The 14,846-nt window shown below is 65.7% G+C and carries 16 protein-coding genes and 2 pseudogenes; 3 read left to right on the forward strand and 15 right to left on the reverse strand.

Annotation, left to right across the window (positions count from 1 at the left end):
• The first annotated feature begins 97 nt into the window (after positions 1 to 97).
• From gpmI to N788_RS03150, 3 genes and pseudogenes are all read left to right on the forward strand, one after another.
• The gene (gpmI, locus tag N788_RS03140; protein WP_034220831.1) at positions 98 to 1,630 is read left to right on the forward strand and encodes a 2,3-bisphosphoglycerate-independent phosphoglycerate mutase; all 1,533 of its coding nucleotides are present in this window, start codon (positions 98 to 100) and stop codon (positions 1,628 to 1,630) included.
• The gene (locus tag N788_RS03145; protein WP_051924305.1) at positions 1,627 to 2,781 is read left to right on the forward strand and encodes a murein hydrolase activator EnvC family protein; all 1,155 of its coding nucleotides are present in this window, start codon (positions 1,627 to 1,629) and stop codon (positions 2,779 to 2,781) included. Before gpmI ends, N788_RS03145 begins: the two co-directional genes overlap by 4 nt.
• 89 nt (positions 2,782 to 2,870) lie before the next feature.
• A pseudogene (locus N788_RS03150) lies at positions 2,871 to 4,322 on the forward strand (S41 family peptidase); the annotation flags it as partial.
• Positions 4,323 to 4,401: 79 nt separating this feature from the next.
• On the opposite strand, the pseudogene N788_RS15170 reads toward N788_RS03150, so the two are convergent.
• The 15 genes and pseudogenes from N788_RS15170 to N788_RS14565 all read right to left on the reverse strand — a co-directional run.
• Positions 4,402 to 4,899, reverse strand: a pseudogene (locus tag N788_RS15170) (class I SAM-dependent methyltransferase); the annotation flags it as partial.
• Positions 4,844 to 5,308: a DUF4262 domain-containing protein gene (locus N788_RS03160; protein ID WP_034220834.1), complete on the reverse strand. Its 465-nt coding sequence runs from the start codon at positions 5,306 to 5,308 to the stop codon at positions 4,844 to 4,846. The pseudogene N788_RS15170 and the gene N788_RS03160, both read right to left, overlap by 56 nt.
• 46 nt (positions 5,309 to 5,354) lie before the next feature.
• On the reverse strand, positions 5,355 to 6,209 hold the full coding sequence (locus tag N788_RS03165; protein WP_034220836.1) for a DMT family transporter: 855 nt from the start codon (positions 6,207 to 6,209) through the stop codon (positions 5,355 to 5,357).
• Positions 6,206 to 6,607, reverse strand: a complete 402-nt coding sequence (locus N788_RS03170) for a hypothetical protein (RefSeq protein WP_034220838.1) — start codon at positions 6,605 to 6,607, stop codon at positions 6,206 to 6,208. Before N788_RS03170 ends, N788_RS03165 begins: the two co-directional genes overlap by 4 nt.
• Positions 6,608 to 6,657: 50 nt before the next feature.
• Positions 6,658 to 7,077 (reverse strand): GFA family protein, encoded by a 420-nt coding sequence (locus N788_RS14285; RefSeq protein ID WP_244444073.1) that lies wholly within the window; start codon positions 7,075 to 7,077, stop codon positions 6,658 to 6,660.
• Between the two features lie 51 nt (positions 7,078 to 7,128).
• Positions 7,129 to 7,542, reverse strand: a complete 414-nt coding sequence (locus tag N788_RS03175; RefSeq protein ID WP_034220839.1) for a hypothetical protein — start codon at positions 7,540 to 7,542, stop codon at positions 7,129 to 7,131.
• 30 nt (positions 7,543 to 7,572) lie between these two features.
• Positions 7,573 to 7,959 (reverse strand): GFA family protein, encoded by a 387-nt coding sequence (locus tag N788_RS03180; protein ID WP_034220841.1) that lies wholly within the window; start codon positions 7,957 to 7,959, stop codon positions 7,573 to 7,575.
• Positions 7,960 to 7,962: 3 nt separating this feature from the next.
• Positions 7,963 to 8,124 (reverse strand): hypothetical protein, encoded by a 162-nt coding sequence (locus tag N788_RS14805; RefSeq protein ID WP_160171904.1) that lies wholly within the window; start codon positions 8,122 to 8,124, stop codon positions 7,963 to 7,965.
• A 164-nt stretch (positions 8,125 to 8,288) separates the two neighbouring features.
• Positions 8,289 to 9,152 carry a GNAT family N-acetyltransferase gene (locus tag N788_RS03185; protein ID WP_051924306.1) on the reverse strand — a complete coding sequence of 288 codons (864 nt, stop codon included), beginning with the start codon at positions 9,150 to 9,152 and terminating at the stop codon, positions 8,289 to 8,291.
• Positions 9,153 to 9,560: 408 nt separating this feature from the next.
• The gene (locus N788_RS15030; RefSeq protein WP_034220844.1) at positions 9,561 to 10,169 is read right to left on the reverse strand and encodes a DUF1294 domain-containing protein; all 609 of its coding nucleotides are present in this window, start codon (positions 10,167 to 10,169) and stop codon (positions 9,561 to 9,563) included.
• Between the two features lie 336 nt (positions 10,170 to 10,505).
• Positions 10,506 to 11,486 carry a tetratricopeptide repeat protein gene (locus tag N788_RS14545; RefSeq protein WP_152560350.1) on the reverse strand — a complete coding sequence of 327 codons (981 nt, stop codon included), beginning with the start codon at positions 11,484 to 11,486 and terminating at the stop codon, positions 10,506 to 10,508.
• Positions 11,487 to 12,011: 525 nt separating this feature from the next.
• The gene (locus tag N788_RS14550; protein WP_152560351.1) at positions 12,012 to 12,554 is read right to left on the reverse strand and encodes a hypothetical protein; all 543 of its coding nucleotides are present in this window, start codon (positions 12,552 to 12,554) and stop codon (positions 12,012 to 12,014) included.
• A 69-nt stretch (positions 12,555 to 12,623) separates the two neighbouring features.
• Positions 12,624 to 12,980: a hypothetical protein gene (locus tag N788_RS14555; protein ID WP_152560352.1), complete on the reverse strand. Its 357-nt coding sequence runs from the start codon at positions 12,978 to 12,980 to the stop codon at positions 12,624 to 12,626.
• A 524-nt stretch (positions 12,981 to 13,504) separates the two neighbouring features.
• Entirely contained in the window at positions 13,505 to 13,837 is a 333-nt protein-coding gene (locus tag N788_RS14560; RefSeq protein WP_152560353.1) for a hypothetical protein, read from the reverse strand.
• A gap of 424 nt (positions 13,838 to 14,261) precedes the next feature.
• On the reverse strand, positions 14,262 to 14,846 hold a 585-nt coding region (locus N788_RS14565), incomplete at its 5' end, for an LTA synthase family protein (protein ID WP_211250676.1).

The following is a 14,846-nucleotide window of genomic DNA, read 5'->3' on the forward strand; positions in this document are numbered from 1 at the left end:
CTGATGCCCGGTGCGGGCCGAGGGTTTAAAGGTCCGACAGGCCCACTATCCCTGCCGGGGCTACAATTGGCCCGTGCCACACGTCCCGGAGCCCGCCTTGTCCGCCCAGAACCGCCCCACGCCCCTGCTGCTGCTGATCCTGGACGGCTGGGGCCACCGCGAAGAGCCGACCGACAACGCCCTGGCCCAGGCCCGGCTGCCCAACTGGCGCCGCCTGCTGGCCGATTGTCCGCATACCCTGGTGCACACCGAAGGCCGCCACGTCGGCCTGCCGGACGGCCAGATGGGTAACTCCGAAGTCGGCCACATGAACATCGGCGCCGGTCGCATCGTCTACCAGGACCTGACCCGCGTGGACGCCGCCATCGAGGACGGCAGCTTCTTCGAAAACCCCGAACTCGTGGCCGCCTGCCGCGCGGCCAAGGCCGCCGGCGGCAGCCTGCACCTGATGGGCCTGCTGTCGCCGGGCGGCGTGCACAGCCACGAAGACCATCTGTTCGCGATGATCGAACTGGCGCGCCGCGAAGGCGTCGCCGACATCGCGGTGCACGCCTTCCTCGACGGCCGCGACATGCCGCCGCGCTCGGCCGGGCCCAGCCTCGACCGCCTGCATGCCCTGTGCGACGAAGGCGACGTGCGCGTGGCGACCGTCACCGGCCGCTACTACGCCATGGACCGCGACCAGCGCTGGGACCGGGTCGAACGCGCCTGGAAGGCCATCGTCGAGGCCGATGCCGACGACACCGCGTCCGACGCCGTCACCGCACTGCAGGCCGCCTACGGTCGCGACGAGAACGACGAGTTCGTGTTGCCCACGGTCATCCGCGGCCACCATCCGATGCGCGACGGCGACGCGGTGGTGTTCATGAATTTCCGCGCCGACCGCGCCCGCCAGCTGACGTCGGCCTTCGTCGCGCCGGGTTTCGAAGGCTTCGCGCGCCGCCTGCCGAAGCTGGGCCGGTTCGTCTGCCTCACCGAATACGACGCCAAGCTGCCGGCACCGGTGGCGTTCGGCCCCGAGGACCTGAAGAACACCCTGGGCGAAGTGCTCGCCGACAACGGCCTGAGCCAGCTGCGCATCGCCGAAACCGAAAAGTATGCCCACGTCACCTTCTTCATGAGCGGCGGCAAGGAAGCCGTGCTCCGGGGCGAGGATCGCGCGCTCATCCCGTCGCCCAAGGTCGCCACCTACGACCTGCAGCCGGAGATGAGCCTGCCCCAGCTCACCGCCCGTCTCACCGACGACATCCGCGCCCGCAAACACGACGTCATCATCTGCAACGTCGCCAACCCGGACATGGTCGGCCACAGCGGCATCCTGGCCGCCGCGGTGAAGGCCGCCGAAGCCGTCGACCACGCCTTGGGTGCCATCCGCGCCGCGCTGGCGGAGGTCGGCGGCGAGATGATCGTCACCGCCGACCACGGCAACGTCGAGATGATGCGCGACCCCGACACCGGCCAGCCGCACACCTCGCACACCGTCGGCCCGGTGCCCTTCGTCTACTGCGGCCGCAAGGCGACGCTGCGCGCGGGCGGCGCCCTGCGCGACATCGCCCCGACGATCCTGGCCCTGCTGGACCTGCCGCAGCCGGCCGAGATGACCGGCAAACCGCTGGTGGCGCTGGCTTGATCCGGCGCATCCTGCTGGCCACCTGCCTGGCCGCCATGGCCACGACGGCCGCGGCCCAGACGGCCGACCGCGAGCAGAAGGAAGCGGCCGCCGAGCAGCAGCTGCAGCAGCTGCGCAAGCAGATCAAGACGATCACGGCCGAACAGCGCGACCTGGAAGGCGAGCGCAGCGCCGCCAGCCAGGCGCTGCGCGCCGCCGACGCCCAGGTCGGCGACGCCGTGCGCGCCCTGCGTCGCACCGAGGCCGGTATCGCCACCACCGAAATCGAGCTGCGTGACCTGCAGGCCGAACAGGCCCGGCTGGAAGCGGGCCTGTCCGAGCAGCGCGAAGCCCTGGCCGCCCTGGTGCGTTCGGCCTATGCCCTGGGCCGGCACGAACAGCTCAAGCTTCTGCTGGCCCAGGACCGCATGGCCGACCTGGCCCGTGTGCTGGCCTACCACCGCTATTTCCAGGCCGACCGCCAGGAGCGCATCGCCGGGCTCATCGAAGAACTCCAGGCCCTGGCCACCGTCGCCCAGCGCATCCAGGACCAGCGTGACGTCCTGTCCGCCGCCCTGGCCCAGCAGCAGGCCGACCTGGCCGCCCTGGAGTCCCAGCGCGCCGAGCGCGCCAAGGTGCTGGCCGGCCTGGAGTCGGGCTTCAAGGACCGCGCCGCCCGGCTGGCCGCGCTGGGCCGGGACGAAAAAACGGTGCTCAAGCTGCTTGAACAGCTGCGTGATGCCGTCGCCGACATTCCCCGCCAAGTGGACGACACCCGGCCCTTCGCCAGCCGCCGGGGCCAGCTCGGCCGCCCCCTGGCCGGCACCGTGCTGGCGGCCTTCGGCGGCAAACTGCCCGATGGCCGCGGCAGCGACGGCTGGCTGGTTGCCGGCACCGCAGGAGCCGAGGTCCGCGCCGTCGCCCCGGGCCGGGTGGCGTTCTCGGACTGGCTCAAGGGCTACGGCCTGCTGGTCATCGTCGACCACGGCGACGGCTGGATGAGCCTCTACGCCTTCAACGACGCCCTGCTCAAGGACGTCGGCGACTGGGTCCGGGCCGGTGACCCGCTCGCCACCGTCGGCAGCTCCGGCGGCCAGGGCCGCCCGGCCCTGTATTTCGAACTGCGCCGCAGCGGCCAGCCCCAGGACCCCAAGCCCTGGTTCAGACCCTGAGCGGCCCATTGTGGGAGGGACTTCAGTCCCGAAGGCCCTTCGGGACTGAAGTCCCTCCCACAGCGCGCCACTGGGCGCATAATCCTCCCATGCGCCAACGACTTGCCTTCACGCTTCTGCTCCTGCCCGCCCTGGCCTTCGCCCAGGAACCGACGCCCGCGCCCACCTCCGTGGACGCCACCGACCCGGTCGCGGCCGAAACCCTGCCGGCCGAGGTGCCGCTGGCCGAGATCCGCCGCTACGTGGCCGTCTACAACGCGGTCAAGGACGCCTACGTCGAACCCGTGGACGACGCGCAGCTGATGAAATCGGCGCTGCGTGGCCTGCTGTCCGACCTCGACCCGCACAGCGCCTACCTGGACAAGGAAGACGCGCAGGCGCTGATCGACGACACCCAGGGCGAATACATCGGTATCGGCGTGGAAACCGAACGGCGTCCCGACGACACCCTGCGCGTGGTCGCACCGATCGACGGCACGCCCGCGCATCGCGCCGGCCTGCGCGCCGGCGACGTCATCATCGCCATCGACGGCGAACCGCTCAGCGGCAACGCCAGCCCGCACAACGACCTGCGCGGCGAAGCCGGCGAACCGGTCACCGTCACCATCACCCGGGTCGGTGAAATGGAGCCACGCGACCTGGAGATCGTGCGCGAAGCCATCCGCGTCGCCTCGGTGACCAGCCGCCTGCTCGAGCCTGGCTACGCCTACCTGCGCATCAGCACCTTCCAGACCGACACCGGCCCGCAGGTGCGCCGCCAGCTGCGCAAGCTGGTGGACCCGGCCAACGGCCCGATGCGCGGCCTGGTCCTGGACCTGCGCTCGAACCCGGGTGGCCTGCTCAGCGCCGCCGTCGAAGCCGCCGACAGCCTGCTCGACGAAGGCCTGATCGTGCGCACCCAGGGCCGCCTGGCGTATTCGAACGCCAGCTTCCACGCCAAGCCCGGCGACCTGCTCGACGGCGCACCGGTGATCGTGCTCGTCGACACCGGCACCGCCAGCGCCGCCGAGGTGCTGGCCGGCGCACTTCGCGACCACGGCCGCGCCAGCATCATGGGCGCGCGCACCTACGGCAAGGGTTCGGTGCAGACGGTGGTGCCGCTGGACAACGGCGACTCGATCAAGCTCACCACGGCGCGTTATTACACGCCCAGCGGCACGTCCATCCAGGCCCGCGGCATCCGCCCGGACATCGTGCTGCGCGGCGAGGCCGCCCGCGGCATGCGCGAACAGGACCTCGCCGGCCACCTGGCGGGCGACAGCGAGTCCGCGGCCAAGGCCGGCGAGTTGATCGAGGGCGACACCGCCATTGGCCGGGCCCTGGACGCCTTGAAGGCCGGCACGGCCACGGCACGCGCGCGCCGGCGCTTCTGAGCGCTCACGCCGCGCGCGGCGCGGCCACCAGCAGCAGCGACAGCGGCCGGCCGGTGTTCGGATCCATCGGCTCGCGCACGCGTTCCACGCCCAGCCCCGCCTTGCCCAGGTCGTCGACCCAGCGCGACAGCGTCCGGAAATACCAGGGCATCGACGCCGGGAAGCGACCGGCGCCGAAGGCGGCGAAGGTTTCGGTGCGCCAGCCGTCCGCGTAATCGCCATCGGCCCCGGCAACCAGGGGGTGCACGGTTTGCAGCACCAGGCGGCCGGTGGCCGAAAGCCGCCGGCGCAAGCTGGCCAGCAGCGGCAGGATGTCTTCGCCCAGCAGCGCGAAGTTGCAGGCGATGGCGTCGAAGGGGCCGGGCAGCGCGTCGCCGGCCGCCAGCGCGGCGTAGTCGAGAACTTCGTAGTGGCCATCGCCAGCCTCGCGCGCCGCGTGCACCAGCGACGCCGAGGCGTCCACGCCGGTGCAGCGCACGTCGCGTGCGGCGAACTCCCGGCACAGCCATCCTTCGCCGCAGCCCACGTCCAGCAGGGTCGCGGGGGCCAGCGCCGCGATGGCCTCCACGACGGCGGCATTGGTGCCCAGGCGCCGGCTCTCGATGCCATCCGTGCGCACGACCTCGGCCCAGGCGTCGGCGTTGGCCAACCAGCTGCGGATGATCGCGTCCTCGCCCATGGCGTTGGCCTCAGTGCGGCCCGGAAACGTTCTCGAGGATCGGCTGCTGCTGGCGCAGCCAGTCATTGGCCAGCTCGCTCCAGGGCCAGATGCCTTCGACGGTCGGGTAGACAAGCTGCAGCATCTTGAAACGCGGGCCATCGTGCAGCCAGACGTTGAAGCCGAACAGCGCCTCGTGGTGCGAAGGGTCCACCGGCCGCAGCAAGCAATCGGTGTCCTTGATGAAACCCTGCAGCACCTGGCCGGCCTCGAAGCGCTCGCCTTCGCGCACGCGCTTGTTGTAGTGGTGCAGCAGGCGGTGCGCCGATGGCGCCGGCAGGCCGAACACACAGACGTCGGGACTGTCGGAGGTGCGGCCGATGCCCAGGGTGTAGGCGAAGGACGGGTGCGGGCCGTTGCCCTGCACCTGCAGCACGTGGCAACCGTACTTTCGGATGTCTTCGACGATGCGTGCCTGGGCTGCCTGGATGTCCATGACCACTGTCCTGCCTGTTCGGGGCGGACAGGGTAGCGGATGTGGCTCAGCGCCGGAAACGCACCACCAGCGCCACGCCACCGACGATCGTCAGCGCCGCCAGCGCCAGCCGCAGCGTCGCCGGCTCGCCCAGCCAGGCCACGCCGGCCAGCGCCACCAGCAGCGGCACGCACAGCTGCAGCGTGGCGGCCGTACTGGCGCGCAGCGCCGGCAGCGCGGTGTACCAGATCGCGTAACCCAGGCCGGACGCCAGCGCGCCCGACGCCAGCGCGTAGCCGACGCCGGCGGCGTCCATCCGCGTCGCGTCCCGCATCAGCAGCCAGAAAACGGCGGCGAAGGGCAGGCAGCGCAGGAAGTTGCCGGCCGTGACCCGCACCGCGTCGCCGGCGCCCTGACCACGCAGCGAGTAGATGCCCCAGGCGATGCCCGCGGCCACCATCATCAGCGACGGCCCGGGCGGCGGCGCGGTAAGCCCCGGCAGCAGCAGCCCGGCCAGGCCGGCCAGGGCCAGGCCGAGCCCCAGGCCCTGCCAGGCCGAAAGCCGTTCGCCCCGCCACAGCCCGCGGCCGATCATCGTCACCTGCACCGCGCCGAACAGCAGCAGGGCGCCGGCGCCGGCTTCGAGCTGCACATAGGCCAGCGAGAACAGCGCCGCGTAGGCGAACAGGGCCAGTGCCGACAGCCAGTGGCCGCGACCGGAGGCGGCTGGCCGGAACGCAGCCGCCAGCACCCAAAGCACCAGCGCCCCCGACGCCAGCCGCAGCGCCGTGAAGCTGGCGGGGTCCATGCCGCCGTCGCGCAGGGCAAGACGGGCCAGCAGCGAATTGCCGGCGAACGCGAGCAGCGCCAAGCCGACGACGACCGCCAGGCGGGGGCCGCGCAGGGCGGATGGCAGGCTCATCGCTCCGGGCTGGTGCCGGGGCGCCACAGGGCCGGCGCGACGGCGAAGACCAGCAGTGACGCCAGATAAACGCTGCCCGAGACCGGGTCCCGCGAGGCGACGTACTCGCCCGGCGACTGCTGGCCCAGGCACCAGGCCAGCAGCAGTTCGGCCGAACCAAGCAGCAGCAGGGCCAGGAGTCCGGCGAGCAAGCGCAAACCACGGGCCAGGTCGCGGTGGCGCCTCGCCAGGCGCCAGGACGCCCAGGCGATGACCGCCAGCATCACCGGCATTTCCATCAGTTCGGCCGTGCGCACGCCGAAGCGCGGCACCAGGAACGGCAGCCGGACCAGCGCGAGCGCGAAGCCGGCGGCAAAAACAACGAGGAAGTAGATCAGCCCAGCCCTGGCGATACGCAACCGATGTCCCTCCTCAAGCGCCAGCGCGAAAGCCCGCGTGGGCGGCCACGTTATGACGGCAATCTATCGAAACGGGGCGCCTTCGCCAGGTCGTGATCCCAGGCCGCGCGACTCGCCGTGAAAATATGGCCATCAACGGCCATGGCGAACTCCGAGTCAAGGCTTCCCGCGGGAACGACGAGGGTTTTTTCCGATGCGTAGGGAAGCGCCGAACCGCAGCGCGAGCAGAAGCACCGCGTGTGTCGGGTTCCGGGCAGCGTGAAGGCACGCACCTGCGCCTGTCCCGACAGCCAGTGAAGCCGGGCGGTAGACGAGAACAGGTTGGCGGCGTGCGCCGAGCCGGTGTCCTTACGGCAGTGCGCGCAGTGGCACAGGTAGAAGCGCTCGAACCGGCCTTCGACCTTGAAATGCACTTCACCACAAAGACAGGAGCCGCGGACTTCTTCTTGCATACGATCCTCGTTGGTCATCTTGGCATCTGCTTAGACGCACCTGGCCGCCGGCGGACGCGGGAAAGGCCCCTAGCCCAGCGCGGCGTACAGGATCGCAGCGCCCAGCGGCAGCGCGACAAGCCCGAACACCCAGGGCCGCCGGGTCATCGGCGCCACCGAGCGCCGCGCGAAGCGCTGGTGCCACCGCCACGGCAGCAACAGCAGGACCACGCTGGTGACCACCAGCAGCCAGCCAAACATGACGAAGCCGCCGGGAAACACCATCTGCGGACCGAAGCGGATGAACGCCAGGCCGGCGAGCAGCCGCAACGACATTTCCAGCAGGTGGGCCCGGAGCGAAGCCGCGAACGCGTTCAGGAATCGCGCCGCCTGTACCGGCGCGAAAAAGGAAACCAGGGCCAGGCCGACCAGGTAGGCGGCGGCGAGCACGACGATGGCCGCGGCCAGCATGTCCAGGAGATCGTTCGTCGGCAAAACGTTCAATTCCGTTTCTCCGCCACGTACACCCGGGGCCTATTGTTCCGGCACCGGGTCGGCCGGTGCCAGGGATTGGCTGGCGCCATTGCTGGCCCCGACCGGACCGATGGCGGCCAGGTCCACGCCATGGATGCAGGCCACGTTGAATCCGTATTCGGTGGGAACGCTTCGCCGCTGGTGATGGGTGTAGATGCCGCAAACGCTGCAGAAATAATGCTTGGCGATACGGGTGTTCCACTGGTAGAGCGAGAGCTTGTCCTCACCCTTGGTCACGCGCAGGCGGTCCAGCGGCACGCCCGCCATGATCGCGCCCTTGCGGCTGCAAAGGGAGCAGTTGCACCGGCGCACGTTCTGGTAGCCGTCCTCGAGATCCACCTCGAACTTAACCGCACCGCAGTGGCAGCTTCCGGTTTCGGTCTTCATGGCTCACTGCTCCTCGGAATCGCGTCGGGCCGCACGCACGAACCACATGGTCCTGACCGTGCCTCCGAGCATGAGCATGAAGGTGATTGATATCCATAGCTGCAAAGAGGCGTCGGCCAGCGACAAGGCCTCGTACAGGGACGGGTAGATCAGATCGATGGACATGGATCCGCCTCGGGCTGGGGCAGGGGGCGGCGTGCAGGCTCAAGCGAGTCAGCCGGCAGGCCGCTGGACAACGCCCAACAAGTGCAATTGCCGGGGCTGACGGGGATGGTCCTCGTATTCGAAGACGCAGGCAATACCTCGCGCGCCCCCAACCGGGGACAAGGTCAGTAAAGAACCGAGGGAAGGAACGCGCCGGTGGGCTCGTTGTAGAGTCCGACGCTCATCAGGGTCATCGGCTGGACCACGCGAAGCCCATGGGCCAGGCACCAACGAAAGAGATCCCCGTTGCGGCTGGGCAGCAGGAAGCCAGGCCCCAGGAACGCTGGCGCCGCCCCGATGAGAGCCTTGAGCGACTCATTCGTTTCGCCAACGGCGTGGCCGAAAAACGCAATCGCCGTGGCATAGCCGGTGATGCGCCCTGCGTGCTCGACCACCGTCGCCGTGCCTTGCTGGATCGCGCCGAGCAGTTCACCGTAGCGGTGATGGCCGTGGACTCGCATGCAGACCTGGTTGCAGGCGTCCAGGTCCTGCAATGTGGCGGGGCGCACGGTGTAACCGGGAATCCTTGCGTTCAACGGCGCGCCCTGCATCGTGGACAGTGGCTCGCGCACTTCGAACCCCAGCTTGCTGTAAAGCGACAGCGAACGATTGTGATAGGTCGCCTGGCACAGCCGGACGCCCGGAAACCCCTTCTCCTGGGCCCGGTCCAGCACGTTCTGCATCAGCAGACGTCCGACCGAACGATCCTGCACGGCAGGGTCGATCGTGATCGGACCCACGCCAGCCACGGCCGATCGCTCGTCGAGGAAATTGCTACCGACGACCACGCCGTCGATTTCCGCAACCACCGAATGGAAGCCGGGGTTCGCCAGCAGGCTCGCCAGGAAGTCGGCAGCGACTTCGGTCGAGGGGAAGTCGCGCGGGAAGTTGTGCTTTTCAGAGATCGTCTTGAAAGCGTCGAAACAGATTGCAGCGCACTGCTGGGCATCTTCGGGCTTGCCCGGTCGTAGGGTGACCTTGTCGTTCATGGAAATTCCTCGAGTCGTGATTCTTCAGGTTGGTCTGCGGGATTGCGGCACCGGGCGCCCAAGCCCAGCCGCGCCCAAGGGAGGCGGATCGACTGGAAGGGTGGGTTCACGGTTCAGCGTGACCGCATGGGACAGGCCGGCGCACAAATGTCCAGGCGGGGGGCTTGCGCAGGGCTGGGCCCAGGCATCACGGCGGGGCCGGTGCCTGCCAGGGCGCGAACCGCGATTGTCTCAACCGGGTACCGGCGCCAGGAGCCAGCCCACGCCGGAATCGTTGACAGGAATTAGCAACTCGGACGACGGGGCCCCGGGCGCTGGCCCCGGCAGTCTTCCTGGAAGGCGCAGATACCCGAGGCCTGGCGCCTGGGGCAAGCCGCGCCGGGTGGCGGCGTCGGCTTGGGCGAATCGTCAGCCGCTGAGCGACCGTGCCAGCTCGGCCGCGACGCCTGACTTGACGAGCCACGTGACTGCAAGCACGTTCAGGAAGACGGTGCCCCAAAAGACCGACTGGAAAGACTGCTTGATGGTCTTGTGGCGAAAATGTTGCTGGGCTACCAGCGCACCAGGCCACCCTCCGGCCAGTGAAACCAGGTGCAAAGTACTCTCCGGAGTTCGCTGCCCGCCTCGCTGGGCGGCGGACTTATCCACCCAGTACATGAGGTAAGCCAATAGGCTCAGGCCCGCGATCGCAACCAGAAGCAGGAAGGGAATTACGCGAAATAGGGCGAGCGCTGTGCAAAGAGCAAGCGCGGCAATCCCTAGCGCCGCGCGAGGCACCCGCGATGGCGAACGCGGCACCGCCACCTTCTGGCCAGCGTGCCGAATCTGCCTGGCCTTGAGCCTCCCGCGTTGGTCGGTGGTGGGTAAGTAGGAGATCAGGTCCCCCGACACCGGACGCCTTGATCCGCGTTGGAATTCGTTGACGTGGACGAACGCACGATCGCCGCCGCCGTTGGGCACAACGAAACCAAAACCCTTTTCATCGTTCCAGTCAGTGATTCGACCTGCCAGACGCATTGCTGTCCCCATCAGCGGCCAAGGCCTGAGTTAAGTCGCCCCGAAAGGCGTCGGCTTGGAGAATCGGTTAGGCCTCCAGCGCCCATTGGACGGATACCCGGCAACCGATACCTGTCACGGCAAACCTAGCAAGTGGGTGTCAAAGACCGCACGTATCGAGATTCTCTCGACGCAACACAGCACAGACGGCTTGCCGCCGTACTCTCCAGGCTGTCCGATACCAAAGATCGAATGCAGGAAATAGCCGGGGCGCCCGAAACAGACAGGCCTCCGTAGGCATCGGCGCGTAAGGTGCAGGTAGTGGGCTGGATGCGCAGGCGGTTGTGCTTAGGGCAATCAGCTGCGCGAACGGGCTACTCTTTTCTCGGCATCACTGACTGCATTGAGCGGCCGACCGCTACCGCATACTGACGCAACAATCTCCAATGGCGACCCTGGTTCAATCGCTGAAGCATCTGCTATGGACATCTGTGCGCCAGCGGTGTCTCCGTTCATGATCTGATCGGCCCACTTTCTGTAAAGGGCGGCAGCAAGTGCGCGGCGGCCAGCGCCATAGTTCATTATTTGCAACGCATGGTTCGCCTGCTCCAAAGCGCCCTCGAAATCATCCCGCACGCACAACAGGAAATTCGCATAGTTTCCGTAGTTCCAGGCGCTTTCCGGATCGTATGCAATCTTCTTCCTGTAGATGGAGTCAGCTTCATCGAGGCTACCCGTACGCTTGTAGTACCGCGTGAGCCCTTCGAAAGCCGCAACCATGGCCCTCCTGTTTTCGGTTCCGCTCTCAACCACATTCTTATAGCGTTGAGCGGCTTCTTCAAGCCTGCCCTCGTCAATCAGGATGTCTGCCCAATTGTTCTGGAGCCACGGGTCCCGACTACCAAGAGCATCTGCTTTGGACAATGCAGCCTTGGCCTCGATTGGTCGCTTCATGAGCCGATAGAGATGGCCGGCCAAAACGTATGCTTCTGCATAGCTAGGATCGACTTCAATAGCCTTCTTCAACGAAGCTTCGGCGGCTTCCAGCGAACCAGGCATGAAACTGAGGTAACCGAGGTGTCCTCGCATTATGTGATAACGAGCAATCTCTCGATGCGCGGGAGCATTGCCTGGGTCCTTTTGAAGGATCCCGTCCAAGATCGCTTTTGCCCTCTCCAGGCTTGAACTATCGCCACGATAGCCATCCAGCAGTTCAACTGCTTGAGTCAGTTGATGTCCAGATGGGGATGCGGCGCTACTCTTCGCGGCGGCTACTTGCTGTCCCAGCAGACAGAAGATCGCTGCTAAAGCGAACAGCAAAGGAGAATGCTTCGTCATATTTGGCTCTTGCAGAGACTCATGCGTGGCCCCCAGAATCCGACGCCCAACACGTGAGTTGGGCCTCGTGCCCAAGGCACGCTGGCTTGAATGAATGGTTAGGCGACGCTAGCCCCGAAGCCTCGGAGCTGCAAGACCCCAAGCCCGCCCAGGGCCGAGAAAATTTCGCGCCCCCGTCTGGCCGCTGGGCGGAACGTCTGCCCTGGCCCCCGCGCTACACCAGACGTAGGTCTCACGACTATCCGGAGCCGGGTGCCTGGGCCAAGCCGAGTGGGCACCGATGCCGTTGAGCTGGCGGCGGGCCCAGCCTTCGCTACAACCCCCAACGTCTCGAAGCGAGCGATCAGACTTCTCGTGCCAAATGATCCATTGTCCTGACGCGGCGTGCGTGGGAAGGGGAGCTGGCGGGTCCGGCGCTGCAGCGCAGCCACCTAGGCCAAGAAACGCAACTGCGAGAGTATTCGTCCGAGGCCTAACACCTTGTGCTAAGCCGCGTGCCGGAGGCGCGTCGGCTTGAATGATTCGTTAGGCGCCACCGTTTTTGGCGATGAGCTGCCTGATGTGCTCGATCGAAACACCGCCGAGAGTGCGGAGGCGGCCGTCCGCGTGCGCGGCGGAGTAGCGCATCTGCGCTGGCGAACCAGTGAAGAACACTATTTCGCCATCACCATAGGACATATTGGGCCGCAGGGGCTGACCCGAACGACCAAAACTATCCCCTACCTTGTAGTAGCTAACCGTGCCAGGGCGCTCCAGCAGTACTTCCGTAACCGTACTTCTAAGCTTTCCGTCTTCCTCGATGTTCTCCGTCAAAAGAATCAAGGAGGCCCCAGCGATCTGTACTTCAATTGGCAGATCGTGGAACGAGTTCTGATCTTCAAGCCCAGAGAGAATGTCATACGGTAGCCCCGCCGTTCCAGATTGTTCGGACTTGCCGGCAATGGTGGCGGCAGGTGGCCCAAGAAGCGCCCAATAAAGGACTGCGATAGTAAGAGCTAGAAGCCCAAGTGCGACAGCCCAAACGGCAACCGTCAAGCCCTTGGTCGCCCGCAAAGATGCATCATCCACTGCGCTCTCTCCTGTGACGCCTAACACGTTGATCTAAGCCGCGCCGAAGGCGTCGGCTTGAATGAATAGTTAGGGCTCACGCCGCCCCCGGGCCGCGGCAATGAACTCGGCAACCAGTTTTGCTGGGGCATCGAAGTCATAGTGCTCTCCCGAGAAGTGCGTATCGCCCCCAATTACCTCGGCCTGATCCTCGTAGATATAGACGGTTCCGCGCCCGCCGGGAAGCGAGCCGACCAAATAGATCTCATCGGCTCCGCCTCGTTGGAGCAGCGCACCAGGAACGGCATCACGGAGGGCCTGAGCTGCTGAGTGTTGGAAGGGGGTTAGCCCATCCGGCCCGACTTGAATGGCAGCGTCCCAAGCCGCGCTGTGCTCGCGCACATGCGGTCGACGATGGGTAAAGAACTCGATGATCCGATGAAGCATCAGTGAGCCCTAACGCCTTGAGTTAAGCCGCGCCGAAGGCGTCGGCTTGAATGATTGGTTAGCCCCCGGCCTCATCCGGCCAGACTGGAGACCGGTGGATCTCCGAGGCAATCCGAAGTGGAGGGACAGCAACCGCGCTGGTGCCGGGAACCGTACGGACGGTCTCAGATTGCGCGTAGTGTGAAGACGTATACGCACTAACGGTGAATTTGATGGTGCGTGGACCACATTCGTGGGGTGCAATGCGTACCGGGATTAAGAACTCTCCCTGGTCGTTAGTTGAGGCGAGTGCCGGACCTTTTGGGGTGGCGGCGACTTCCCAGGAAACGCCAACAATTGCTCCCGAGGCCGGCTGGCCATCTAGGCCTATGACCGTGCCTGATACCTCAAAGAAGCGAGCGATGCACTTCTTCGCCGAAGCATCGACGGGCGCCAACATCAATAATGCAATAGCGACGATGTACCGCATCTGGGGCTAACACCGTGAGTTAAGCCGCGCCGAAGGCGTCGGCTTGAATGATTGGTTAGGCCCGAACCGTAATGCAGAAATGCAGCACATCGGTAGTGCCTGGATTGTCATGTAGCCATTGAGCGGCATCGGTTGGAATTGTCTCTCGGCAGAGCTGGGCGGCCTCGCGGATAGACAGCTTGTCGAGACTGACGGTTCCTTGTGGGGCCGAGCCGTGGCCGACGCGGCCGTCCTCTCCTTTGACCCACCCCTCCCAGCCAAGAATATGAATCCCCTGACCCTCAAGAAAGTCAATCGCCTCCAGTGCAGCATTCTGGGGAAGCACGATCTCGCGAGATGAAATCGAGAGGTCCTGCAATCTCTTTGGCAAGAGGTCGAGTTGTCTCATTCCGGGCCTAACGCCTTGAGTTAAGCCGCGCCGAAGGCGTCGGCTTGAATGATTGGTTAGGCCCGAGAATCTGCATCACTTGTCCTTAACCTGCAGCGGACCGAGGAAGCCTAGGGCAAGAAATACAGCCCCGGCAACTAGCGCGTAGGCCAAAACGATGGCGGCGATAGGGGCGGGTACGGAGAAGCTGTAAAGGCCGAATAGTGCCAATGCTGGCACTGCCAGCAATGTGTAGATGGTCTCGAATACCCAATGCACTCTAACGGCAGCACCGCACGAGCGGCACTTCTCACGCCGCGTAAAGCCGAGCCAACTTGGCGAGATCCCAGGAACGCTGCAACCAGGGCATTTGCGAAGCACGGGCATTGGGCCTAACGCCTTGAGTTAAGCCGCGTGCCGGAGGCGCGTCGGCTTGAATGATTGGTTAGACATCGGCTGTTGGCGGCTGGCGATGCCGATGCAAGCCTCCAAGCCCGAAAGCGTGTGGCAGAAGCCACAAGCCAACTACGATTGATGCTGCACCCAGGGCGATCTCGGCGGCGAGAAGCAGCCATCCATCAGGCCAGAGAATCGACGACACGCCGAATAGAAGGAGGTAGGCGCCAATGATTCCCGATGCAATGCGGGTCGACCGGTGGCGAAGAGAAATATCGCTCCGCTCTACGCAATCAACCCAGTACACGACACCGCCAAATGGAAAAAATAGTCCCAGCAGAGCCCATGACATTCGACCCCACCAAGCTAGCTCAGAATTGAAAAGAATAAGGGTAGTGCTTAGTAAGAAGAATGCGGCAAAACTGGCCAGTAACAAAAGCCACCAATATGCCGTGAAGAAGCGAGCCACATCGACTAGCGAATCAGGAATAGACGAAGCATCGAACACGCTCGAAAGGGACACGCCAGCTGCAACGATCAGGCCAAGTGCGAACTGAGAGAAGATAAGAGTGCGCCAAAGTAGTTTGTATGACCCGATCTTCATATGGGTCGGATCCCCCGTCCGATGTCTAAC

The organism is Arenimonas donghaensis DSM 18148 = HO3-R19, from assembly GCF_000743535.1.
Lineage (GTDB): Bacteria > Pseudomonadota > Gammaproteobacteria > Xanthomonadales > Xanthomonadaceae > Arenimonas > Arenimonas donghaensis.

Coding starts and splice junctions, on each gene's coding strand:
- N788_RS03160 (WP_034220834.1), bottom strand. CDS start 5,308: ATGGACATCCAGGCAGCCCAGGCACGCATCGTCGAAGACATCCGAAAG.
- N788_RS03165 (WP_034220836.1), bottom strand. CDS start 6,209: ATGAGCCTGCCATCCGCCCTGCGCGGCCCCCGCCTGGCGGTCGTCGTC.
- N788_RS14285 (WP_244444073.1), bottom strand. CDS start 7,077: ATGACCAACGAGGATCGTATGCAAGAAGAAGTCCGCGGCTCCTGTCTT.
- N788_RS03180 (WP_034220841.1), bottom strand. CDS start 7,959: ATGAAGACCGAAACCGGAAGCTGCCACTGCGGTGCGGTTAAGTTCGAG.
- N788_RS14805 (WP_160171904.1), bottom strand. CDS start 8,124: ATGTCCATCGATCTGATCTACCCGTCCCTGTACGAGGCCTTGTCGCTG.
- N788_RS03185 (WP_051924306.1), bottom strand. CDS start 9,152: ATGAACGACAAGGTCACCCTACGACCGGGCAAGCCCGAAGATGCCCAG.
- N788_RS15030 (WP_034220844.1), bottom strand. CDS start 10,169: ATGCGTCTGGCAGGTCGAATCACTGACTGGAACGATGAAAAGGGTTTT.
- N788_RS14545 (WP_152560350.1), bottom strand. CDS start 11,486: ATGACGAAGCATTCTCCTTTGCTGTTCGCTTTAGCAGCGATCTTCTGT.
- N788_RS14555 (WP_152560352.1), bottom strand. CDS start 12,980: ATGCTTCATCGGATCATCGAGTTCTTTACCCATCGTCGACCGCATGTG.
- N788_RS14560 (WP_152560353.1), bottom strand. CDS start 13,837: ATGAGACAACTCGACCTCTTGCCAAAGAGATTGCAGGACCTCTCGATT.